The sequence below is a fragment of the Vibrio sp. MOR3 genome, from assembly GCF_001557775.1.
Taxonomy (GTDB): Bacteria; Pseudomonadota; Gammaproteobacteria; order Enterobacterales; family Vibrionaceae; genus Vibrio; species Vibrio jasicida.
In genome coordinates this window covers 167372-192288 of record NZ_LNRD01000008.1, presented here as the reverse complement: position 1 = coordinate 192288, position 24917 = coordinate 167372, and the positions used below count along the sequence as shown (strand labels likewise).

Genomic DNA, 24917 nt, shown 5'->3' with positions numbered 1-24917 from the left:
TCACGAATTGCAGGTAATAAAAAAGGATGCCACTTGGGCATCCTTTTGCTTTTATCCGTTTACTGACTGCGGATTAAACGTCGTAAGTTGTAGACGCTGTGTCGCCGCCTGTACCAGTCCAGTTAGTGTGGAAGAATTCACCACGTGGACGGTCAATACGCTCGTAAGTGTGAGCACCGAAGTAGTCACGTTGAGCTTGAAGCAGGTTCGCTGGTAGACGAGCTGTTGTGTAACCGTCTAGGAAAGATAGCGCTGAAATCGTACATGGCATTGGGATACCAGACTCTAGAGATTTCGCTGCTACTTTACGCCATGCTGCTAGGCTGCCTTGTAGGATGTTTTTGAAGTACTCATCAGAACCTAGGAACGCGATGTCTGGGTTCGCTTCGTACGCATCACGGATGTTGCCTAGGAACGCAGAACGGATGATACAACCACCGCGCCACATTAGTGCTACGTTACCGTAGTTTAGGTCCCAACCGTTCTCGTTAGACGCTTCGCGCATTAGCATGAAGCCTTGAGCGTAAGAGATGATCTTAGAAGCCAGTAGCGCTTGACGTAGTGCATCAACCCACTCTTGCTTGTCACCTTCAACTGGAGTGATTGTCTTACCGAATAGAGACTCAGCTTCCACACGTTGGTCTTTCAGTGCAGATAGACAACGAGAGAACACAGACTCAGAGATAAGCGTTAGTGGAATACCTAGGTCTAGTGCATTGATACCAGTCCATTTACCAGTACCTTTTTGGCCTGCTGTGTCTAGGATCTTCTCAACTAGAGGCTCACCGTCTTCATCTTTGTAGCCAAGGATGTCAGCAGTGATTTCAACAAGGTAGCTGTCTAGCTCAGTCTTGTTCCAATCAGCGAATACTGCTTGCATCTCGTCTGCAGACATACCAAGACCGTCTTTCATGAACTGGTAAGCTTCAGTGATAAGCTGCATGTCACCGTATTCGATGCCGTTGTGTACCATTTTAACGAAGTGACCAGCACCATCGTTACCAACCCAGTCACAACATGGCTCGCCAGCGTCAGTTTTTGCAGAGATACCTTGGAAGATTGGCTTAACCGCTTCCCAAGCTTCAGCCGCGCCGCCAGGCATGATTGAAGGACCAAAACGTGCACCTTCTTCACCACCAGATACACCAGTACCGATGAAGTGAATGCCTTTCTCACGGCAATGTGCTACGCGACGGTTTGTATCTGGGTAGTTAGTGTTACCACCGTCGATGATGATGTCACCTTCGTCTAGAAGCGGAATTAGGTTGTCAATGAACGTGTCAACAACGTCACCTGCACGAACCATAAGCATCACTTTACGTGGTGTTTCTAGCTTCTCTACTAGTTCTTCTAGAGAGTATGCACCGATGATGTTTGTGCCTTTCGCTGGACCTTCCAGGAACTCGTCTACTTTAGCAGCAGTACGGTTGTGAGCCACAACTTTAAAGCCGTGGTCGTTCATGTTTAGGATAAGGTTTTGACCCATTACAGCAAGGCCGATTACACCGATATCACCTTTCATTGTTTCTCTCCGATTGTCTTTTATTCGACCAGCGGCCGCATTAAGCGATTTTTGCCGCTGCGTCTAAATCTAAATACCATTCCGTCAGACCCGCTTTCGCTTGGATCTTCGCTGCCGGATATGGAAGTACGCGTGCTGGTGAGCTATTAATCTCTTCGATAATGTCTGCTTTACCAGCGCCAAGTACCAAGTAACTGATGCGCTTCGCTGCTTCTAGTACGCGTGCCGTTTTCGATACACGAATCTGACCAGACTCAGGATGAGACGCCAATACTGATAGGTTCTCATCATCGTAGTTTGTCTGACCTGGGAACAGCGATGCGGTATGACCGTCTGCGCCAACACCAAGTAAGATCCAATCAAACACAGGAGTGCCATTTTCAGTTGGAATCACTTCTGCCATCTCTTTCGCAAAGCGCTGTGCTTCAGCTTCTGGCTCGTCTTCACCACGAATGCGGTGGATGTTCTCAGCAGGAATGCTTACTTGGCTAAATAGTAGTGCATTCGCTTCACCGTAGTTGCTTTCTGCATCATCAGGAGCAACACAGCGCTCATCACCCCACCAGAAGTGTAGGTTTTGCCACTGAATTGACGTCGCGTAAGCTTCTGTTGCCAATAGCTTAAACAGCATTTTAGGTGTGCTGCCGCCAGAAAGAGAGATGTGAACAGGTCGGCCCATTTCGCTAAACGCTTTCATGTCGTTAGCAAGGCTTTCTACTACCTGCTCTGCTGTTTGGTAGATCTTATGGTTGATCATAGTTCGCAGTAGTCCGTATCTGTTAGGTTTTTACAAGGGAAGCGCCATGCGCGGTTAGCTCGCTGTAGCAAGTCATCCGCTTCTTTTGGTCCCCATGTACCACATGCGTATCCGAATAGCGCTTGTGGGTCTTGCTTGAAATCTAGAATTGGTTGCACGTATTTCCAACACGCTTCAACCGCATCGCTACGAGCAAATAGCGTCGCATCACCGTTTAGGGCATCAAGTAGTAGACGCTCATAAGCAGTTAGCATTTGGGTTTCTTGCAGATCAGCGTAGTGGAAGTTCATTTTTACTTCCTTCGCTTTAAAGCCTGCGCCCGGCTCTTTCAGACCAAAGCTCATTTGGATGCCTTCGTCTGGCTGAATACGAATAATCAGCTTGTTCTCTGGTGCGTTCTGGCCAAACACTGGGTGTGGTGTCTGTTTAAAGTGGATAACCACCTCTGTCACGCGAGTCGGTAGACGCTTACCTGTACGTACGTAGAAAGGCACGCCATTCCAACGCCAGTTGTTGATGTAAGCTTTCAGGCCGATGTAAGTCTCAGTACGAGAATCATCTGCTACGCCGTTTTCTTCACGGTAACCTGGAAGTTGTTGACCACGAACTTCAGACGCCGTGTACTGACCCAATACAAGGTCGTTGCGAAGTGCGTCTTCATCCAGTGGTTTAAGACACTGAAGCACTTTCACGACTTCATCACGCATCGCATCGGCATTGATTTGTGCAGGTGGCTCCATACCAACCATTGCCAGTACTTGTAGCAGGTGGTTTTGGAACATGTCGCGTACTGCACCTGAACCATCGTAGTAACCGCCACGCTCCTCTACGCCTAAGAATTCTGCGCCTGTGATTTCAACGTAATCAATGAAGTTACGGTTCCACAACGGCTCAAACATAGCGTTAGAGAAACGAAGTACAAGAAGGTTTTGAACCGTTTCTTTACCTAGGTAGTGGTCGATACGGTAGATTTGGTGCTCTTGGAAGTGCTCGTGAATTTCTTTATCCAACGTACGCGCTGATTCAAGATCGTAACCAAAAGGTTTCTCAATGATCAGACGTTTCCAACCATCATCCTCGTTATTCAGACCGTGCGCTGCAAGGCTTGCAGGGATCACGCTGTAAAGGCTTGGTGGTGTAGCAAGGTAGAAAAGCGTATTACGTTGTTCGAATTGATATTCGTCTGCGAGTTGGTCTAGTCGAACCGCCAACTTGCTGTAATCTTGTGTGTCAGAAGTATTGATTGCTTGGTAATGCAGGTGGTTGATAAATGCATCAAGCGTTTCTGGCTCTGTCTTTTCCATTTCCTGAAGCGATTTTTTCAACTTCTCGCGGTAAGACTCGTCACTGTATTCAGTACGACTTACACCTAGAATGGCAAAATTCTCTGGAAGCTGCTTGTTCGCATAAAGGTGGTATAGAGCAGGAATTAACTTACGGTATGTAAGGTCACCTGAAGCACCAAAAATAACGATGCTGCTGTTTTCTGGTATTACCATCATCTTTCCCTTAAAAACGAGGTACTTATTGTGTGCCCGGATACGGCTAAAAGGATTGAGCCAACCCTATCAATGGCACCCCAAAATAGAAAATTGGTCTTACCTATTACGTTGATAGGTAAAGCCTATAGCCCTAAAACCCACCTCAACGGTTGAACTCCTTAACCATAGTTTGAAATTCAACAACTGGCGGTCTTTTAGGACACTTATGTCTCTCGAGTACAACCTTGCACTCTACGGAGGAGATTTCCGACACGGGGGCGTATTGTCTACGACTATTTGATTTACATCAACACTTGGTAGTGCAAACGTTTAAATAATTTACACAATACGCAACAAAGCATTGAATAATAAGAAGTAATCAATAACTGTTCGAGAGTTATAAAATTTAAGCAAAAACTCTAAGTTGAAGAATAAATGTTCAAATTTGCAATCCATTACATAAGTAATGCGATTCAGGTGGAGTTTACTCCTCAATTCGCAACTCGTTGAGAATGATACTTAATGAATTATAACCGAGTGTTCTATCGGAAAGCAGGTAGAGGGGTAGTGGTTAATACTTAGAAATGAAAGGATGGCTAGATAAAAGCCACCACTTTATGAGTTAATACGACAATGATTACCTTATCACTTTTTTATAACAGCGCTCTGGTCGCCCTACTGTGCCGTAGTTTAAGTCGGCTTCCAGTTCACCCGAACTGATCAGGTATTCAAGATAACGTCTGGCCGTTGTGCGACTGGCACCGATCTGCTCGCCTGCTTCGTCCGCTGTAAACATACCTTCTCCAACAAACAAAGCACGAATCTTGTCTAAAGTTACGCCATCAATCCCTTTTGGTAAGCGTTGTGGCGTGCTATCTGCGCTCGTACTCGATTGAAGCATCTTATCGACTAGGTTCTGATCCAAGCTTTCTGCAACGTTCAGTTGTTGGCGTTGAGAAATGTACTTTTGCAATGCCGCTTCTAATCTAGGGAACATGACAGGTTTGAGTAGATAATCAACGACCCCGCCACGCATCGCTTGTTGAAGCGTATCCACATCTCTCGCCGCAGTAATTAAAATCACGTCACAAGTTTGATTGTTTGAGCGCAGCGTATTGAGAATCTCCAAACCCGTTCCGTCTGGCAAATAAACATCCATCAGTAACAAATCTGGTTTAAGGATCTCTAGCTGCATTTCTGCTTCCATCCGTGTCGTTGCAATGCCCACTACTTCCAAGCCAGCGAGTTGGCTAAGATATTTATGGTGAAGCTCTGCAATGGCAATATCATCCTCGATGATCATGACTCGCGTTGCCGTATTCATACTTGTTCTTCCTTAGGCAAATACACGGTAATTCTCGTTCCATGTTCTGTATTTGGTAGCATCTCAACATAACCGTGATAACGCGTCGCCAGTTGATTCACAAGGTGTAATCCTACCCCTCGATTCTGACGCGACTTGGTTGAAATGCCCTTTTTCAAGAGCTCTTGTGGCTCAATATTTTCCGGTAGCCCACAACCTTGGTCGACCACCTCTAAAATCACTTCGTTTCCGTAATCACTGATCGAAACATCAATACTGCGACGCTCTAGAGCAAACGCAGATTCAACACGAATAGCAGACAAAGTTGCGTCAAATGCGTTATCGACTAGGTTGCCAAGAATGGTCACCAAATCTTCGGCATTGAGCCATTCAGGTAGCGGTTCTAGGCGACTGCCTTCTTCGACCACCAGTTGCAAACCAAGCTCCCGTGCACGTTCTGTCTTGCCTAAAAGCATGCCAGCGATAAGTGGATCTTTAATGGTGTCCCGCAAGAACTCAATCATCGCTTGGTAATGTGCTGTCTCTTGCCCAATAAGCTGCTGCACCGCATCTAGTTCACCCATTTGAACCAAGCCGCTAATGGTGTTGAGTTTGTTTCTGTGTTCATGCGTTTGTGAGCGAAGCAAATCCGCGTACTCTTTGGTTTGCGAAAGTTGCTCGGTGAGTTCATTGATTTCATCACGCAAACGGAAGCTCGATACGGCACCGACAATTTTGCCATCCACAAAGATCGGCGAACGGTTTGCGATTAAGCGTTTGTGATTGAGGAAGATCTCGATGTCGTGATCTTCTTGTCCTGTTTCTAACACCGTATACAAATCGCTATCTCGGAGCGTATCGGTCAACGGTTTGTTGAGCGCAGCCTCTCGGTTAATACCTAGAATTTGGCATGCGCTACGGTTGATTGAGCGTAATACACCTTGCGCATCAACACTGAGCACCCCTTCTTTAATGGTGCTCATAGTCACATCCAATTCACCGTATAAGCGACCAATCTCTTCCGGCTCAAAGCCCATGATCGCTCGTTGGAACTTACGTGACGCATAGTTAGAGACAACAGCATTGGCTGCAACCACAACCAATGCCATTACAATTAGAAAAGCAAGAAACGGCTCGATGCGGTCTTGCAGACGCTCCAAGAGATAACCGACAGAAACCACCCCAATGATGTTGCCTTGCTGGTCAAAAATCGCCGCTTTACCACGAACGGAATAGCCTAGAGAACCTTGAGCCGTTGAGATATAGGACTTCCCCTCCACCAACGCTCTTTGGTTATCACCGCCTTTCATCGGCTTGCCAATACGTTCATCGACAGGGTGAATCAGACGCACGCCATCTTTATCGCCGATAACAATAAACGCAGCACCTAACGCATCGGTCATTTCACGAATTCGCTGTTGGTATGGCTCAGGGTTTTGAGATTCGATCATCTCGATGACGATGTGGGATGTCGATAAGAAACGCGCAACACCCAGTGCCTTCTCACCCATCTCTTGTTCTTGATCGAATTTGAGGTAAGTAAAGCCTGCGGCAACAAGAATAAGAAGTTCAATCAAACCCGATAACGTCATAATAATGAGCATGCGCTTGCGAAAGCTGATCGTTCTCCAACTCATTGATATATCCTTTATCGACTCTCAAACTACCACATCACTGTGACGACGCTCCTACGTTAACACTGAGTTAACAAAGCCGTACCCGCTAAATGACAAATATGTGAACGAGGGAAATAATCTCGCTGGCTGGTGCTCAGTTTTTAGGCGCCAGGGAAGAGAATATGATCGTCCACTCTCCTACTTAAGTTACTTTCTGGCTGACAAAGTTAGGGTCTGTTGACCTTTGAGCTGATTTTTGCAGCGAATTGTTGGGTATTTATACAAGACAGAGACTTTGCGGAGTAGCTTGCCTACATGAGAAATCGATAACGTAGTAGAAATGACCAACAAATGCTGCCCAAAGGGTTCAGCTAGGCGCCCCCAGCTAAAAAATAAAGGTCATTTGAACTAGCATTTACGGTATCATGCACAATTGATCTAGTTGTAGCTATCCATGAACATACCCACTAAAAACCCGTTATCCTCCAATGTTTCTTGCTCAAACTGCCAAGCATGCTGCTGTCGTCTTGAAGTTATGATTATCTCAGATACTGGCGTTCCAGAAGAATTTATCGAACGTGATCAATATGGCGGTGAGACAATGATGCGACTGGATGATGGTTGGTGCGCAGCGTTAGATAGAGACAGTTTAATGTGCACTATTTATGAAAATCGGCCTTGGATATGTCGCGAGTTCGAAATGGGATCGGATGAATGCCTTGATGAACGAGTTAAGTTCTTATAAAGCAGAATCAGCGGCTTTATTTTGCGTTTGCTCCCCTTAACTAGCGGCATGTTAAAGTACACGGTTCGCTCTAAAATGAAAAAATAACATGAGAAAATATTACATTGTTGAAGGCGATACGAGCGCCAAAAAGCAAAAACTGGCTTACCCAAAACTCGCGCTGTGTGACAAGTGTGTCAGTGGCTATGTGGTGATCAGTGAAGAAGAACGCACTTATGAAGAATGCGTAAAGTGTGGAGCCGATGACTAATCACCTGACTTCAATAACATCATGAGATAACAAGGGGGAGAATGTATACTTTCTGCCTCTGTTTCGTGTCTCGCTTCGATAAACCTCAGCGCAGGTAAATCCCGCCATTTCGATCGATTAGTCCCTCGGTAACAACAACCTCACCTAGCTTTGAAATCGCCACTGCTTCAATGCCAACTTGTTGATTTAAATAAGACATAGACTCTTGCATTGATGGTAAAAAACCTGCTGTGCTCCATATTTCACCATCGACCGAATGCTCCGATAGAATCGTAAGCCCAGCGATATCAGTCTCAATCGGCATTCCCGTTTTTGCGTCCAACAAATGATGGTAACGTTGCCCATTGTTCTGAAAAAAGCGCTCGTTGATCCCGGAAGTGACCATCGACATCCCTTTAAGTGGAACAACGCGAATCACATCACCACGTTCTCCTAACGGATTCTGAATGCCAACATTCCATGCTTGATTCGTATTAGTTGGTGATTGACCAATCGTTAATACGTTCCCCCCCAAACTAATAAAACCATTTTCTACGCCAGCAGAGACTAACTCTCGTTTAACCTGATCGGCGAAATATCCTTTAGCAATGGCACCCAAATCTATCTCCATACCGACGTGGTTTAAATAAACAGAGCATTGGTGCTCATCAAGGATGACTTGGCTAGGGTCAACCAATTTGAGCTTTGTTTCAATCTCTTCACGGCTCGGAACCTTGGCATCTTTAAATCCGATTCGCCACGCTTTCACAAGAGGACCAATCGCAATATTGAAAGGATGACTTCGGTCTTTACTGACCATTTTTGCCAGTTTAATTAGGGCAAAAAGGTCCGGTTGAACACAAACGGGAGCAATACCTGCGTTTTGATTAACGCGCATCAGTTCCGAATCTGGTTGATTCACCGTAAAACGTTGAGCGAATTGCTCTAGCTGAAAATAAGCTTCTTTTATCAGCTTTTCACCATTGGCGTGGTAAACGACAAGGTCGATGAATGTGCCCATCATCGGAAATCGTGCGCTGTATTTCTTTATGCTCATCTGAAGATCCTGAATGTCCAATGCGAAAAAGAGGGAAGCATCGCTCCCCTCTTAACTGGTACTTCTTAACTTAATGGCGATTAAACAAGGTCAGATGCACTTTCACCTGCGATTCGGCCGTAGGTGAAGATGTCGATCAAGGCATTCCCGCCCAGACGGTTACCCGCATGGATGCCACCCGTTACTTCTCCCGCGGCGTACAAGCCTTCGATGATGTTGCCATCTTTACCGATAACGCGCGCTTTAGTATCGATTTTCAAGCCGCCCATCGTATGGTGAACCGATGGTTGGCGAGGTGTGGCATAAAACGGGGCTTGCGCCACTTTCAAACCAAACGCACTCTTATGAAACTCAGGATCATGCCCCTGCTCTACACAGGCATTGTACTGTGCAATCGTATTGGTCAATTCAGCAACTGGCACATTAATCTTCTCAGCCAGCTCTTCTAGCGTATCGGCTTGAACAATAATGCCTTCTTTAATTTCTCGCTCAATGGTTTCATCCGATGTGTTCGCCGCGGTTTGACGAATATTTTCGTCGGCAATCATGTAGATAAGGCCACCATTGTCGAAAAAGGCATCCGAAAGCACGTCGCGACTTCCGCACTCGTCAACAAAGCGCTTACCTTGTTGGTTAACAAACACAAAGTTCTCTGGCGGAACAATCAGCCCCGTAAGCAAAGCACCCGACTTAGGGTCACCGATCGGCATTAACTGCACAAATCCCATGCCTACAAGTTCTGCACCGGCCTTTTCACCGATTTCAATACCATCACCGACAAGCGCTGGTGAGTTGGTGGTTTTGATATCGTCCGCGATTTCTTTCCAGTATGAGTTGTACTTTTTGATCATTTGAGTGTTTGCACCAAAACCACCAGAGGCCAGAACAACACCATGATTTGCGCGCAGTACAAGCTTAGTGCCGTTCGCTTGAACCGCTTTGATACCAACGACTTTGCCATCCTCTACAATCAGATCGGTAGCTCGCGTATCAGTAATAATGCGCCCGTTTTGGTCTTGAATACGTTTTGACAGTTTATCGACAAACTCGACGCCCTTTGGACGCTTTGGTTTGTGTGCTCGACGCCACAACGCCCCGACTGGAATTTCCACGACACTGCGGTCAAAGTCGATGCCCTTTTCACTCAACCAATCGATGGATTCCATAGAACGAGAAGTCAGCGTTTCAACCAAGTCATACTGACCATGGATAGACTCACCATTTAAATCAGTGCGTTTACCACCAAGGTAAGTTTGGATGCGATGTAGCTCTACCGAATCAAACAAGTACTGTTGGCCACTTTCTAGGTCAGTGAAGTAGTTATCGAGTTGTGATTTCAGCACTTTGAAATCAGCAAGGTACTCATCCACAAATTCTGACTCTGGCGTTTTCGCCAGCAACATTAGCGTCTCTTTCTCACCTGGAAGCGCAGCAAAGTCATTTTGCCATTCAGGTTCTGCAGCATTAACCCAACCACCCGTTCGAACAGTGTTACCACCAATCGCAGGGAACTTCTCAAGCAAAATAACTGACTTGCCCTTATCAAGCGCTGTCAGCGTTGCACTCAAACCAGCACCACCGCCGCCAACAACCACAATATCAACGGTTTCTTCGATGGTTTTTGATGACCATTCAACCGCTTCCTTCGCTTTACAACGCAATGCTTCTGAGTTGCCACCAGCCAAATCAACCGCATTTGACACGCCATCAAGAACCGCTTGGCTGCTGACTGTCGCACCTGAAATAACATCGATATTCAGTGTTTGTCCGTCAAGGATCTGCTGCGGAATACGCTCAAAAGCAGGGTTTGCAATACCATCAGACTCTTTAGATGAATCGACAAAAATCTCTAATATTTTATCCTCAGAGAAGGTAACCGTTACTGGTAAGTCACCATTGTGACCGCGCCCATATGCCGTGTACTCGCCCGAATTGAATTTAATCGGAATGTTTTGGAGCTCTTTAATACGTTGGTGTTTTAGCGCTTCGGCTGCACTATCAACAATCATGTAATCCATGATTTCCCAAAGCGGTGTTGGGATCTGCAATGCTTCTTGCTGAGCAATATCAGCAAACTCAGCGCAAGTTTCGTTATCCAGCACCTTACCTGCCCATGTTGGTTCGACCAAATAGCCTTTACCAACACTGACCATGTCATAACCTTGTGCCAATGCACTGTCCGCATCTGCACGTTGAGCGATACCACCAACACCAATGACAGGCACTTTTGCTACGGCATCAGATTGAAGTTGACGATACTTGTCGATAAGTAACTCTTGATCTTCTGGAGTAACAATTGAGTTACGTGCCCAACTGCCCATCGAGAAATGGAAGTAATCTAAGCCTGAACTCGCCAACTTATCCAATAGGAACATTGTGTCTTCAAAGCGAATGCCCGGTTGCTCGATCTCTTCTGGCGAGAATCGGTAACCGATAATAAAATCCGACTTATCATGAGATGACGCGACTTGTTTCGTTTTATCTAAAATCGCAAGAGGGAATCTGGTGCGCTTCTCAATGTTACCACCCCATTTGTCGCGTCGACGATTTGAATGTGGTGAGAAGAATTGTTGGATCAGGTAAGTATTTGCGCCGTGAATTTCAACACCGTCAAAACCAGCGAGGATGGCACGATTGACTGCATTACCGAAGCTTTCAATCATGGCTTCGACTTGCTCTTTTGTCATTTCTAAAGGTGTTTCCGCATTATCGCGAAGTGCAGCGACAGGACTTGCCGAAATAGGATGATGACCACCGTTGTATTCAGGGTTAGCCATACGACCGGCATGGTAGATTTGAAGAATGGCTTTGGAACCTTTCGCTTTAATCGCGGTGGCGAGCTTTTTCAAACCTGCTATTTTGCTATCAGTATCAATCCCCAGAGCACCAGGGAAAGCACGACCGTAATTCTCAACGAAAGCACTTTCAACAATAATTGCGCCAGCATCACCTGAGCGAGCGGCATAGTAATTGATCATCTCTTGAGTCACCCCGCCATCAAAAAAAGCGGACTGAATCGTCATCGGTGCCATCACGATGCGATTGCTGAGTTTGACCCCTGACTGAAATACGATTTCATCGACTAACTGAGCCATAAATAGTTTCCTTTAACAGATTAATTCTCATATGAAACGCACCTGCAAAAAGGATTTACTCATCACAAGCATTTTTGATATGAGAACCAGTCAGATCCTCTAATAACCTCAAAAATATTATTGATTTATGCGCATGAGTAAAATGAATCGTTTGCATTTTTAACATGACTTTATTGCATTAATAAAAATCAGAATGCCTTTCTCGCAAAGAGTTGAGTCGAAATAAGTAGAGATAAAGGCAAAAGGGAGTACGAGTTAACAACGCTGCAACAGTGACAACATTTGGCGCTTTAAAATCATCAGGTTCACGCTTATGTCACGTACGCGATCCATCATTGATAAGCGAAACGAAATATAAAAAAGCAATCAAATCGCCAGCCAAATAATGTTGTTATTTATTCAACACCATACATAAATTGCCATCTAAATCTTGAACACGATCACATCAAATTTATCGGTTTTTGAGGCGTTTTGAGACTTTCCATCGTATAATTTTTAGTCAAGAAGCCAGAGAGAGCTTCGGCAAAAGAAAGCAGCCAACTGGAAGTCTATTTAACGCTCAACACTTGCGTCAGAAAATTTGAAGACACATTGATAAAAATACAAATACTGACGTTAAGACAATCACTTAGACACCATCTGCCACTGCAATAACTATAAACAGAGGCGCTTTTATAGTTAGAAGGAACACCTAAACATGGAACGCGATACATTTGGAATTTGCCTGAATAAGGCTATGCTGTCAGAGAATATGTATTCAACGTTTACTCACGTCAGAGCTTACGAAAAGAGTGATGCCAGCTCCCCAGATCTTAAGGTGCTGCTATCGTTCCCACAGATGAGTGGTAAAGACCTGCTGAATACAATGCGAGGTTCTCGCCAGCTTGAGTGGAGAGCAGAGTTTCACTGCCCTTCCATGAAATAAAAAACAACACAGCTGCGCTCAAGTGGTCTACACTCAATTGAGCGCAACATTTCTCCAACAATTCTTTTCGCCAATCACTTAACACTTTCGAATGAATACTTTATATTAGAGCTAATACTCTAAAGCAAAGCAGCCACTATGAAACAAACCGGAAAGTTCTGGATCTTGGGCCTTCTCAGCAGCTCAATTTCTCTTGCCTGTCAATCGGCTCCCATCACATTTGATGACGCATGGAAATTGTTGTTAGAAAACAACTATTCACTAAAAGCACAGCGTGCGAACGTTGAAAGTTACGAATACCAACAAAGTGCGACAGACAACCTTAATCTTCCACAAGTCAGCATCGGAGCGAATTACACGCGCTTAGACACTGACGTAACGGTCTCGGGTCAGCAGTTATTCGACAGTACTGGGCAACAAATCAGTGTGCCACCAGTCTTTCAACCTATCTTTAGTGCACTTGCGAATACTACTTCAACGATCACTGAGCGTGACATCTTCTCCTCTTCGATTCGTGCTATCTGGCCAATCTTTACCGGTGGTCGCATTAATGCTGCTCAATCAGCAGCAGAAGGTAAAACAGACGAAGCAAAAAGCCAGCTCGCGATGGAGCAACAGGCGCGTTTTGAAGATCTCTCTAAATACTACTTCTCGGTTGTATTAGCGAAAGAAGTGCTGGCGACTCGCCAAGCCGTCGAAAAAGGCTTAACCAAACACCGTGATTTTGCAATTAAGATGGAAGAGCAAGGCCAGATTGCACGAGTTGAACGCCTTCAAGCAGAAGCATCACTAGACAAAGCGAAAGTAGAAACCCGTAAAGCAGCCAGCGATTTAAGTATTGCCCAAGCTGCTCTTGGCAAAATCTTGGCGCAGAATGATTCGGTAGAGCCATCAGAATCCCTCTTCATCAATGACAACCTTCCTCCATTGAATGCTTTTGTCGATCAAACTCTATTGACCTACCCTGGCTTGGATTTATTAAATGCGAAACACAAACAAGCATCGAGCCTGATAAAAGCCGAGAAAGGCAAATACTATCCAGAAGTCTATTTGTACGGTGATTACAACCTGTATGAAGACGACTCACTTGCCAGCCAAATTAAGCCCGATTGGTTAGTTGGTGTCGGAGTGAATATTCCGCTTATCGAATCCACTGGTCGCAGCGAAAAAGTAAAAGCAGCGCAAAGTATGGTCACGCAAGTGGATGCACTAAAGTCACAAGCCAAGCAAGACTTGTCGCTTCTGGTACAGAAAACCTACCTAGAGGCGCAGCAAGCCATTGATGAGGTCCAAGGTTTAGAATCGAGTATCGCCCTTGCAGATGAGAACCTACGCTTACGCGAAAAAGCTTTCACTCAAGGATTATCTTCATCTTTGGATGTGGTCGACGCGCAACTGTATGTCGCCAGCGTAGAAACACAGCAATCTGCGGCGCGTTTCCGCTATCTAATTTCTTTGACCAAACTATTAGCACTAAGTAGCGAAATGAACAGCTTCGCTCAATACCAACATACTGCTTACGTTCCAGCATCAACATCCAAAGAGGCAAATTAAGTCATGGCAGCAAAATCTCTAAAACCCGCTCTACTATCAATTTGCGCTTTGGGTGTCGCTTCTTGGGTTGGTTACCAGTTCTACCAAGCGTATCAACCGGAACCAGCTCGTTTACAAGGATTGATTGAAGCGCAGCAATACAGCATCTCTTCAAAAGTCCCAGGTCGTATTGATGAAGTCATGGTGCGCAAAGGCGATGATGTCGAAAAAGGTCAGTTGATCTTTACCCTTCACAGCCCAGAAATCGAAGCAAAGCTAGAACAAGCAAAAGCGGGTGAAAAAGCCGCTGGCGCGTTGGCGTTAGAAGCAGAAAAAGGCGCGCGTGAGCAACAAATTCAAGCAGCAAAAGACCAGTGGTTGAAAGCACAAGCGGCTGCTAATTTGATGGAAAAAACTTACCAGCGCGTAAATAACCTCTACAAAGATGGCGTTGTCGCAGAACAAAAACGCGATGAGGCGCTGACTCAGTGGCAAGCTTCTAAGTACACCGAGAGCGCAGCGTTCCAAATGTACAACATGGCAAAAGAAGGTGCGCGTAGCGAAACCAAAGTCGCTGCAGCAGAGAAAGCGCGTATGGCGGCTGGCGCTGTAGCGGAAGTAGAAGCGTATGCAAAAGACACGCAAATCTTTAGTTGGTTTGATGGCGAAGTCTCTCAAGTACTACTGCAAAGTGGTGAGCTGTCTCCTCAAGGCTTCCCGGTTGTGACGGTTATCGATACGCAAGACTCTTGGGCAACCCTTAACGTACGTGAAGATTTGCTCAAACACTTTACCAAAGGTACTACGTTCGAAGCTTATCTGCCTGCCCTTGATAAAGACGTTGAGTTTAAAGTAACGCACGTTGCCGTTATGGGTGACTTCGCGACATGGCGCGCCACAGATGCATCAAAAGGTTTTGATCTTCGTACATTTGAAGTCGAAGCTCGCCCTACCCAGCCAGAGCCTGAGCTTCGAATGGGCATGAGCGTCGTGGTTGACCTGTAATCGCGTTGGTTTAGTACTATGACGATTCAAATCTCACAACGACAGGTCCTAAGGCGCGATAAGTGGTTGTTGTCTTGCCTTACTTGGGTGCCGATCTTATTGGCAATCAGTATTTGGGGGGTATTCTCTGCTGGCATTGCCAGAGACCTTCCTATTGGCGTGGTCGATTTACAGCACTCACAGTTGTCACGCAAGATGATTCAATCTCTTGACGCCTCATCCACCCTTTCTGTTGATTACCACTACGTCAGTTCAGCAGAGGCCAAAAACGCGATGATTGAAGGTGATATCTATGCCTATGCAGTGATTCCACCTCAGTTTGATCAAGACATTCTTTTGCATCGCCAACCGCAGCTCTCCGTCTTTTTCAACAGCCAATACATTTTGGTTGCGAAGCTGATTAACTCCGCGGTCGCGCAATCTCAAGGGTATTTTGATGCTCAGCTTGAAGCCATGGGTAATCTAGCGAAAGGCAATACCACAACGTTAGCCGCCATTGGGCAAGCAGTGCCGATTTCCACCCAGATTACCGCTCTGTTTAACCGTAACACTAACTACGCTCAGTTCTTGGTAACCGCGATTGTTCCAGCTATCTGGCAAATCTGCGTCGTGGTCAGCACCATTTTGATCCTCGCGGCGCATTTCCGTTTATATGGTAATGGCCATAACAGCTTCGCGTTCTTAGGCGAACGTCCTTTCACTCGACTAAGCAAAATTCTGAGCCAGTACATTCCTGTATTTATGGCACAAGGCGCGCTGTTCTTAGTTTGGTTTTATGTAGTACTTGATTGGCCGATGGAAGGGAGTTATCTGGCAATGTTATTCGCGCAATTCGTAACGACCATTGCATGCATCATCATGGGGGCATTGTTCTTCTTCCTATCCATGGACCCAGCACGCGCGATGAGCTTTGCTGGCGCATTTACCGCACCGAGCTTTGCATTCATGGGCATCACCTTCCCAGTTTCAGACATGAACACATTGGCGCAAGCATGGCGAAGTCTACTACCGATCACTCATTACATTGAAGTACAAGTGGATCAAGCAAATTACGGCGCTAGTGTAGCGCAATCTATCGGCTCCCTATGGCCGATGGCTGGGTACGTTATTCCGTTATTGATGACGGCGGCTTTGATGGCAAAACATCGTAATACCGCCTTACTCAATAGCGCAACTGGTGCTGATGGTAAGCAGGGGGCAATATGAACTTATGGCAATTGATTAAAACCGAGTTGCGCTCAGTGATGACCAATCCTGTCGTGGTACTTACTGTCTTTGGTGGCGTCGTGTTTTACTCGTTCTTATACCCACTTCCGTACGCGCAACAAACGCCAAGAGAACAGCCGATAGCGATCGTGAATCTCGATGGAAGCCAAACCAGCTTGAAGCTTGAGCGCATGGTCGATGCGACGCCACAAGTTAAAGTTGTGACACGCCTACACACCATTGCTGACGCGAAACAAGCGTTCTTAGACCGAGAGATCACGGGTTTCTTGGTGATTCCAGAACACTTCTATAAAGACTTGATGCTTGGCAGCAGTCCTACTCTTGCTTATGCGGCTGATGCTTCCTACTTCTTGGTCTACGGCACCGTGGTAGAAGGCCTGGCAACAGCAGGCGGTACGCTTGGTGCTCAAGTTAAAGTCAGTAAGATGGTGATTGATGGCGTGCCACTGAGTATGGCGAGCCATGATTACTCTGCCATTAAGCTGAACATGAAGCCAACCTTTAACCCGACTATGGGCTACATTGAGTACGTTGTGCCAGCAGTGTTTGTGTTGATCCTTCAGCAAACATTGTTGATGGCGGTCGGTTTACAAACGGGTACGCAACGCCATGGTCGCGGTTATTGGTCGCAGGTTTCAACCGGTGCATTGTTATTAGCAAGAACCGTAGTTTTTGTCGCGATTTACTACCTACTGAGCGCATATTACTTTGGCTATAGCTTCGAACGTTTGAACGTTAACCATGTTGCCAACGCAGGTGAGCTACTCACCTTGCTCCTGCCTTTCTTACTTAGCTGCTGTGGCTTAGGCTTATGGCTAGGCTATTTATTGCCAAGACGCGAGCTCGTGACATTCGTCGTATTGGTGAGCTCAATGCCGTTGATCTTTCTAGCTGGGTTTATTTGGCCGGTTGAATCAATTCCTGCCCCGCTGCTTTGGTTTGCAGACTTGAGCCCGAGCACTTGGGCAATCAAAGGCTTTTTAGCACTCAACCAAATGGGCGCAACGTGGCAACAAGTAGCTAAACACTGGACTGCTCTTTGGATACTGACAGTACTTTGGGGAGGCGTTGCTTACTGGATTGCCAAACGCAATACCAAACCAGTAGTAACAGAAAGCTTAGGTTAATCGCTTTACATCCAATTAAGAAAGGGGCTCACGTAGCCCCTTTTTGTTTGTGTAGATATTTTAATGACTGAGTTGAGCTGAAGAATCACTGGCTCGTTTATGGACATTTCTGAGTTAGCGGTTTTGCTAATTTAGAAATATACGAATAACTCTAGGTATTGGAAAATCGCGCGGTAGGGGGGCTAATTTCGTGACATGGCTCGATATAGTGCCATCAAACAGATACGACTCAATCCAAGCATTGGTATCGACTTACCAATCCAATTTCCCGCAACTCTCTCACCCATTTGAACTAAACGCTGATGTACAACCTGTACTCAGGCTGTACATCACCAAAATTAAAGCCAGTTATTGGTCAATCAGGACTAACGAGTCCAAAATACCTTGCCCGCTATGTATTCCACCTTCATTTTCACTGGCAGGCTTACTGCGTATTAAGTATCCGGCATAACCATTATTTTCAGTTACGGGTTCACCTTGATAATGCGCAGTGAAGAGACCCACTTCACTAACAAGATCGTTGACTAGTGTTTGCTTGCCATCTCTTACGGCAATAGTTGGTGTATCGCGTTCATGTGGATACAGGCGCTGCATTAATGCCCACGCATTGTATTCTTCTTGCTTTAGCTTTTCCAAAGTTGCACTAATATCCTCTTCAAATACGCAGTGGCCGCCGCCTTCCCCTTGGTTTTTTAATACCCACTCTTTTTTGTCTGCACTCTCATTAAACCACTCAATGCTCTCTTTCGTGATGGCTTTCATATCCGCTAAAACGCTTTTAACCAGATTCGCTTCATCAAGCGATAGCCCCCATTGAGCATAAGCTTCGGTTGGCATCTGTGTGAGTAGCATTTGCATTGATTTGCTGGTCGCTAATTGTTGACTGATAGTGGCATTCATCGCCACGTAATGTTTCTCAATAAACAGTCGAGTCTGGCTCAATTTATGGCAACAAATGTCTTCGTTCAGCTCTGGCGCCCAGTAATCTGAATATTGATAACCAGCACGCAAATACACGGTGTCAATTGCGCCCACACCATCAAGGATAAGGCGTTGGTTATCACCACTTGAAAGTTGAGTGCTCAATTGTTCGAAGGTTCGCCTAACAGTACGAACCCCCAATTTATGCAAAGCGACCTCCAAAATGTGCTGGTCATACACATTATCTTCACCCTTTTGAACGATCATTAAGAATGTCGGCGTTTGAGCAGTTTTTTTGTTGTCACTATTAGCATTAGAATCTGCAAAATGAGCTTGAACCTTTTTTGCTGCTGTTGCGATGCCTAGGGCTAATTGTTCCAACCCTTGATTATCTGCAGGGATTGCTGAATCATCTTCCAGCCACTCTCGGTAAACCTCGTTCCATTGGTTTTTCACAAAGCTATGCAGCTCGTAAGCACGTTGACCAAAGGGCCCCATTCCTGCGGCTATACCATTAAATTCTATAACTTTTGCCCCGTATTGACGGTCATCCATAAAATCTGTTCTCATTAATAACAGTGGCTGACGTGCAGGTTGCTTGGGGGCGGTTGCATCACCATGAGCTTGCTGGTGCAGCTCCATTAAGCGACCGAAGAACGGGTCGGCTTTCGCCATCTCACTCAATGAGGTTTGCAGAAAACGATGATCTTCAGAAACGTTGCTCACCAATTTAGCAATCAATGGTGTGACCTTACGTAAGTGGTCATACGCTGAACGTTCCATTGTCATCGGCGCAATACTAAATGGTACATGCCTTGCGGTATTGTCGGCCTGACGAAAGGCTACGCCGTGCATGATTTCCCACTCAAGGATGTCTTCAATCACTTGCTCAGATACAAATTGGGTTTGTTCAGTATCATTAGATTCGATGTACGTTGTTTGATTTTTCATAATGTTCTTGCTCGTCATAATTAACTACTTATGCTGCACTGACGGCGGTTAAGCCAAGCGTGCTGTTTTGAGTGTCATGTTCTTCTTGCGCTTTTTGACTTAGGTACAAATCTCGATAGTCGCCATCTTGAGCAATCAGCTCTCGGTGTGTGCCTCTTTGTACGACCTTGCCACTGTTCATCACCAGGATTTGATCAGCGTTTTGAATGGTAGATAACCGGTGTGCCACAGTAATAACAGTTCTACCATCCTGAATATTCTCCAACGCCTGTTTAACCGCTTCTTCCGATTCACTGTCAATATTCGCAGTGGCTTCATCTAGTAGAAATATTTTCGGATCGTGGGAAATAGCCCGAGCTAACGCCAATAACTGCCTTTCCCCAACGGAAAGCGAGGCACCGCCATTACCTGGTTTGTGTTCAAAACCATCAGGTAAGCGATGAATGAAGCGGTCTGCTTGCACCAATTGGGCTGCATGAATCGCTCTCTCACGGCTATTCGCTAATGTGTTTGCACTCGTTTTATCAATGGTAAGAACATCCTGAGATAAGTTAATGTTATCTTCAATTGAGCCACTAAAGATGGTTGGGTCTTGCGATACCAGGCCAAACAACTTACGTAATTGTGCTTCTGGAAGAGTTTGAAGCGATTGCCCGCCAATGAAAATGTCACCCTGCTGCTGTTGATAAAAACGCATTAACAGATTGATCACGGAGCTTTTCCCGCTGCCGGTATGTCCGACAATTGCGGTGAACTCACCACTTTTTGCTATAAAGCTAACGTCTTTAAGCACGGGTTTATCTTCTTCGTACCCCATCGTGACATTGCGAAACTCAATATCGTGACTATCATTGAACTCTACCTCTGGCATCACTTGATTATGAGTCTCAGACTCATCGTCTAGTAACTCAAAAATACGTTTTGACGATACCGTGGCAACCTGCAATTTATGCAGTTCCATCGATAACTGTCGGAACGGGTCAAAGAAGCGTTCAACATAGTTTAAAAAAGCGTATAAGGTGCCCACTTCCACAACAGTCGACATTGAAGCCCCTGCAAACCAGGCAACAATACCCGCTGCGGTCAGCGTCGCAATCAAACGTGTCAGTGGTAACAACATTAAGCTATCAATGGCCACTGACTTGGTTCGGAAGTGAAACCAGCTTTGATTTTCTTTCTCAAATTTGGTTTGAAAGCTTTTTTGCTGGCGAAACGCTTGAATCAATGCCATCCCCTGTAATGACTCATTGATTTGGCCATTAATGTTGCTGACTTGAACTCGAATTCCATCAAATACTGGCATTGAAATCTTGCGATACAAACGCATGGTCATAAGTAACACGGGGATCAACACCAAGCTCAATAACATCAAACGCCAGTCTAATAACGCCATGGCGATAAAGATCGCTAAGATGCGTAAGGCGCCTTGGACCACGGTAGGGACCGTCGACACGAACATATTTCGCAGCGACTCGGTGTCGTTAGTAATGTAAGAAACCAGTTTCCCTGTCGGCAACTTGTCGAAGGTCGCAATGGGGAAGTTCAATACGTGACGAAATAACTGCTCTCGCACATCTTTGACCACCAGCAATGCACCGTGTTTAAACGCGATGGCTTGCAAATACCCGAACACCGCAGCTAACACGTAGAAAACCATAACCAGCCCAATCAAAGTGATAAGCTGTTGCCATTCAAATTGCTGAGGCACAATCACTTCATCAAGGACAATTTTCGCTAACCAAGGGATCGTCATTTCAGCAGTGACAGCTAACCCCAACATGACGGATGCAAAACCAAAACGGGCTTTGTGAGGCAACGAAAACGCCAACAACCGACGATAAAGGGTACTATTTCTCATTGTTTGCCTCCTAACTGACTTTGGCGCTGATAAACCATCGAATACCAACCTTGATTTGCCACTAATTCATAGTGAGAACCGCACTCTTCTACCTGACCATCATTTAAGACTAAGATATGGTCAGCTTCGATAAGGTTGGTCAGACGCTGGGTGACTAGCAGCATCGTTTTGTGAGAATAATACGCTTTTAAATTTTGACGCACTTGCACCTCTGTCTTCATGTCTAACGCACTGAAAGGGTCATCCAGCAACAGAATATCTGCACCCGACAGGAGTGCTCTGGCAAGCGTCAGTCGCTGTTTTTGGCCCCCCGATAGATTTGTTCCTCCCTCTCTAAGTGAGGTATCAAAACCCTCGGGCATCGCTTCAATCTCTGCTAGAATGCCCGCCATATCTGCCACATGTTTTACTTCTGACAGCGACGCATTCGGTTTCGACAACGCAATGTTTTCTACGATAGTGCCGGAAAATAAATACGGCTTTTGAGGAACCCATGCCAACTTGCTGCGCAAGGCATCAAAGGTGAGTCTGTCACTTGGCATACCTGAGACGTGGATGCTAGATGGCTTCTCAAGTTTAAATTGACGCAACGCCAGATGAAGAAGTGTGCTTTTGCCACCGCCTGTTGGTCCAGTAATACCCACTAACCCACCTGACGGCAGTTCAAACTTTACGTTGTCCAGAGCTCTTCGATTTGATTGCTCATAGGTAAATTCACGGATATCAAATGACATACTTGAATCCGAATCTGGGGCTAGCGTTTTGTCACCTTCGACGACTTCTAGGTTTTCAGCAAACAATTGCTCTAGTCGCTGCCAAGAAGTCTTGCCGCGTTGAAAGACATTAAATTGCCAGCCAAACTGCATGAATGGGCCAAGCAGTTGACCAAGGTACAAAGTAAAAGTCGTAAAGAGTCCGACGGTGATGCTACCTTGTTCGATTAACCATGCGCCGTATCCAAGAGCGATCACAAACGACAGGCCATAAACCAATTGGATTGTTGGAGCGAACGCTGAATCCACTTTCGCTACAGTTAGGTTAGCATCGACCGTTTCGTCCAAGGTTTGCTCAAAATGCTGTTCTTGACGACTAGAAATGCCATGTGAACGAACCGCACGAATACCCGATACTGTTTCTCGTGTCTCTTCTGTTAAATCAGAAAATGCAGACTGTGCCTTACCAAAGGCCTTATGTAGCTGCACACCGTAACGACGAGTGATCAGCACCAATAACGGGAAGGGAAGTAATGCAATGGCCGTGAGCTGACCGCTGACAACAAATATCATCCCTAAAATGACGGTCATACCTGCAATGAACGAATCCACCAATGTCATAATGCCCATGCCCATGGTTTCTTCGACAGCATTCAGATCATTGGTAGCATGCGCCATTAAATCACCTGTACTGCGGCGTGCATAGAAGGCAGGAGGGAGCTGTGAAAACTTTTGAAATAGCTCACTGCGCATCACACGAGTAATCGCAATAGACGCCCCATATAACTTGCTTTGCCATACAAAGCGCAGACCATACATTGCCGCGCCCGAAACAATGATCCCACCTACGTGGATAACTAGGGTTTGTGTATCTAATGTTCCTTCACTAATGCCGTCAACTATTCGACCAATCAACCATGAAGGAACCAGATTAACTAAAGCCACCAGCTGCAGAGCCACTAGGGCAATCAGGTAGTGTCGGCCAAACATTGTTAAGTAGCCTTTTAACTTCCAAAGAATATTCATAATGGATTTACGTGCTCTTTATCACCTTGAGATGGGTTTAAATGTTCCGGCATTGATTGTGAGGTATCACCTCGAGAAGGGACTCCACAATCAATTTGACTTCTCTGAGCTAAATAGTCATCAAAGTTGGTTTCGTTTTCGGCTTCTAGGCGCTTTTGCTCAACCAGCGAGTTGTCCACAAGCATTTGTAGTTGCCTCATTTCTTCGGCAGAGAGCGTATCGTTCAAATAGCCTTGCTTGTGCTCGCCTGAATACCTTCTCATTAACGTCGTGAAGCTTAGGCTTTCTTGTTCCATAACCGCTAGGATCTGTGCAGAGGGCGTTAATTGGCTGTCGTCAAACTTTGCTTGTTCACGCATTACTGCCTTTACATAGCTATTGGTTTCCTGAGCGTCATCTAGGCTTTTCGCCATTTCAGCTAACATACCCATTAGTGGCTTAGCCAAATCTGTCAGTAACATGTCGCCATTCACGGTAGGAATCATCAAATTTGGCTTCCTGCCCTGCATAGCCACCAAATCTTGTCTTTGCATGATCATTTTGCTTTCCTGCTCACTCATTTCAGGGCTTGGTGTGAGTGCGCTATACAGCAAAAATAGGTCGATGAACTGACTTTGAAGTTCATCAATACCAAATGGTAACAAAGGGTTATTGTCCAAACTGCGCAACTCTATGTATTCCACTCCGTAATGACACATGGCAACCAAAGGACGCATTTGTGCATTAACAATTTTAGGACGAACAGAACCATACAATTCATTCTCGAGTTGAAGAACTGAACCATTCAACTGCTGATGTTCAGTGAGGTGAGCGTACAGATCACTTGGCTGAGTTAATGCGTGGCATAGGCTGGTTAGATAGCCTTGTTTATTATTAAAGCTCATCGGGAAACGAGACTGTTCACTACTCCCATAACCCAAGTTACTCAACCGTAGCGATGTAGCCCATGGTAAGTAATCCGTAGTGCTATCCCAATGGTTTAACGCATGAGGTCGATCTTGCAAGTAGCTCTTATCAGCCGCCGGTGAAGCGCCAAACAAGTACGGAATAACCCAACCATGGCGTAGAACATTACGGATCAAATGAAAGTATCGCTCAGAAATAAAGGTTTCTAACGGCAATTGGCTTTCAGTATGAGTATGAAGAGCCTTCCAGAAAGACTCTGGTAACGAATAGTTGTAATGAATGCCTGAAATAAGCTGCATTCTCTTCCCATAACGATTCGCTAACCCCTCACGATAACGCATCTTCACGATACCAGCATTTGATGTTCCGTAATTTGCTATCGCTATATCATTATCAACGGGCAGGATTGGAGGCATGCTCGCCGCCCACATAGATTCACCGTCATTTAGATTTGATGCAACAAAGTGGTGTAATGAAGACAAAGCTCTAAATGTCTCTGTTCTATCCGTCGCCGCAGGCGTCACAAGCTCCAATTGGGCTTCCGAGAAATCGGTGGTGATGTATGGGTGAGTCAGTGATGAGCCTAGAGGTTCAGGATGAGGCCGCTGAGAAAGCGCACCGCTTTGTGTCACTCGAACCATTTCGCGCTCAATTCCGCGGCGAACATCTTGCAGAGTCTCTTTTACATCATCACTTGTGATAAATGCCAACAACGACTCGTTCGTCAGAGTGTGCATTTCATTGGGGGAGGCTTCTTTTTTCATTCGTCGTATTCGATAAAAATGTTTATTCACTAAGTTAAGACGCAACAAAACAAAAAAAGACGCACATTTTTTTCGTTTTTTAAAAAAGAGAAGATATATAAGATCTGTCTAACAAAAGAAAAAGTCGACCTGAACAGCAGATCGACTTTTAAGTAG

At 45.6% G+C, this 24917-nt stretch carries 18 protein-coding genes; 7 read left to right on the top strand and 11 right to left on the bottom strand.

Features of this window, described 5'->3' with window-relative positions; genetic code table 11:
- Positions 1-73: 73 nt before the first annotated feature.
- From gnd to ATB76_RS16550, 5 genes are all read right to left on the bottom strand, one after another.
- On the bottom strand, positions 74-1522 hold the full coding sequence (gene gnd, locus ATB76_RS16570; RefSeq protein WP_005442184.1) for a decarboxylating NADP(+)-dependent phosphogluconate dehydrogenase: 1449 nt from the start codon (positions 1520-1522) through the stop codon (positions 74-76).
- A 40-nt stretch (positions 1523-1562) separates the two neighbouring features.
- Entirely contained in the window at positions 1563-2279 is a 717-nt protein-coding gene (gene pgl, locus ATB76_RS16565) for a 6-phosphogluconolactonase (RefSeq protein WP_045481012.1), read from the bottom strand.
- On the bottom strand, positions 2276-3778 hold the full coding sequence (zwf, locus tag ATB76_RS16560) for a glucose-6-phosphate dehydrogenase (RefSeq protein ID WP_045498725.1): 1503 nt from the start codon (positions 3776-3778) through the stop codon (positions 2276-2278). Before zwf ends, pgl begins: the two co-directional genes overlap by 4 nt.
- Positions 3779-4397: 619 nt before the next feature.
- Positions 4398-5084, bottom strand: a complete 687-nt coding sequence (locus ATB76_RS16555; RefSeq protein WP_061035749.1) for a response regulator — start codon at positions 5082-5084, stop codon at positions 4398-4400.
- Positions 5081-6700 (bottom strand): sensor histidine kinase, encoded by a 1620-nt coding sequence (locus ATB76_RS16550; protein WP_061035748.1) that lies wholly within the window; start codon positions 6698-6700, stop codon positions 5081-5083. Before ATB76_RS16550 ends, ATB76_RS16555 begins: the two co-directional genes overlap by 4 nt.
- A gap of 433 nt (positions 6701-7133) precedes the next feature.
- Between ATB76_RS16550 and ATB76_RS27365 the strand changes: the two genes are divergently transcribed.
- Together ATB76_RS27365 and ATB76_RS28475 are read left to right on the top strand one after the other, a co-directional pair.
- Positions 7134-7424: a YkgJ family cysteine cluster protein gene (locus ATB76_RS27365; RefSeq protein WP_039974426.1), complete on the top strand. Its 291-nt coding sequence runs from the start codon at positions 7134-7136 to the stop codon at positions 7422-7424.
- A gap of 88 nt (positions 7425-7512) precedes the next feature.
- Positions 7513-7674 (top strand): hypothetical protein, encoded by a 162-nt coding sequence (locus ATB76_RS28475; protein WP_038867515.1) that lies wholly within the window; start codon positions 7513-7515, stop codon positions 7672-7674.
- Between the two features lie 85 nt (positions 7675-7759).
- On the opposite strand, the gene ATB76_RS16545 is transcribed toward ATB76_RS28475, so the two are convergent.
- Both ATB76_RS16545 and ATB76_RS16540 read right to left on the bottom strand, forming a co-directional pair.
- Positions 7760-8710 carry an FAD:protein FMN transferase gene (locus ATB76_RS16545; RefSeq protein WP_042601375.1) on the bottom strand — a complete coding sequence of 317 codons (951 nt, stop codon included), beginning with the start codon at positions 8708-8710 and terminating at the stop codon, positions 7760-7762.
- A gap of 80 nt (positions 8711-8790) precedes the next feature.
- Positions 8791-11805, bottom strand: a complete 3015-nt coding sequence (locus tag ATB76_RS16540) for an NADH-dependent flavin oxidoreductase (RefSeq protein WP_061035747.1) — start codon at positions 11803-11805, stop codon at positions 8791-8793.
- 697 nt (positions 11806-12502) lie between these two features.
- Between ATB76_RS16540 and ATB76_RS16535 the strand changes: the two genes are divergently transcribed.
- From ATB76_RS16535 to ATB76_RS16515, 5 genes are all read left to right on the top strand, one after another.
- Positions 12503-12730, top strand: coding sequence for a hypothetical protein (locus tag ATB76_RS16535; RefSeq protein ID WP_038867509.1), 228 nt, complete (start codon positions 12503-12505; stop codon positions 12728-12730).
- Positions 12731-12868: 138 nt separating this feature from the next.
- The gene (locus tag ATB76_RS16530; RefSeq protein ID WP_061035746.1) at positions 12869-14284 is read left to right on the top strand and encodes a TolC family protein; all 1416 of its coding nucleotides are present in this window, start codon (positions 12869-12871) and stop codon (positions 14282-14284) included.
- A 3-nt stretch (positions 14285-14287) separates the two neighbouring features.
- The gene (locus tag ATB76_RS16525) at positions 14288-15268 is read left to right on the top strand and encodes a biotin/lipoyl-binding protein (RefSeq protein WP_038867507.1); all 981 of its coding nucleotides are present in this window, start codon (positions 14288-14290) and stop codon (positions 15266-15268) included.
- An 18-nt stretch (positions 15269-15286) separates the two neighbouring features.
- On the top strand, positions 15287-16474 hold the full coding sequence (locus tag ATB76_RS16520) for an ABC transporter permease (protein WP_061035745.1): 1188 nt from the start codon (positions 15287-15289) through the stop codon (positions 16472-16474).
- Positions 16471-17622: an ABC transporter permease gene (locus ATB76_RS16515; RefSeq protein WP_042601369.1), complete on the top strand. Its 1152-nt coding sequence runs from the start codon at positions 16471-16473 to the stop codon at positions 17620-17622. Before ATB76_RS16520 ends, ATB76_RS16515 begins: the two co-directional genes overlap by 4 nt.
- Before the next feature lie 348 nt (positions 17623-17970).
- Here the strand turns inward: ATB76_RS16515 and ATB76_RS16510 are convergent, their stop codons facing one another.
- Genes ATB76_RS16510 through gshA form a run of 4 tightly spaced genes read right to left on the bottom strand, consistent with a single transcriptional unit; the run spans position 17971 to position 24761 of the window.
- On the bottom strand, positions 17971-19494 hold the full coding sequence (locus ATB76_RS16510) for a glutathione synthase (protein WP_042601420.1): 1524 nt from the start codon (positions 19492-19494) through the stop codon (positions 17971-17973).
- Positions 19495-19522: 28 nt separating this feature from the next.
- Complete coding sequence (locus ATB76_RS16505; RefSeq protein WP_042601368.1) at positions 19523-21352, bottom strand: ABC transporter ATP-binding protein; 1830 nt, start codon at positions 21350-21352, stop codon at positions 19523-19525.
- Positions 21349-23091, bottom strand: a complete 1743-nt coding sequence (locus tag ATB76_RS16500; protein WP_042601367.1) for an ABC transporter transmembrane domain-containing protein — start codon at positions 23089-23091, stop codon at positions 21349-21351. The genes ATB76_RS16505 and ATB76_RS16500 overlap by 4 nt, the downstream gene beginning before the upstream one ends.
- On the bottom strand, positions 23088-24761 hold the full coding sequence (gene gshA, locus ATB76_RS16495) for a glutamate--cysteine ligase (protein ID WP_061035744.1): 1674 nt from the start codon (positions 24759-24761) through the stop codon (positions 23088-23090). Before gshA ends, ATB76_RS16500 begins: the two co-directional genes overlap by 4 nt.
- Positions 24762-24917: the final 156 nt, after the last annotated feature.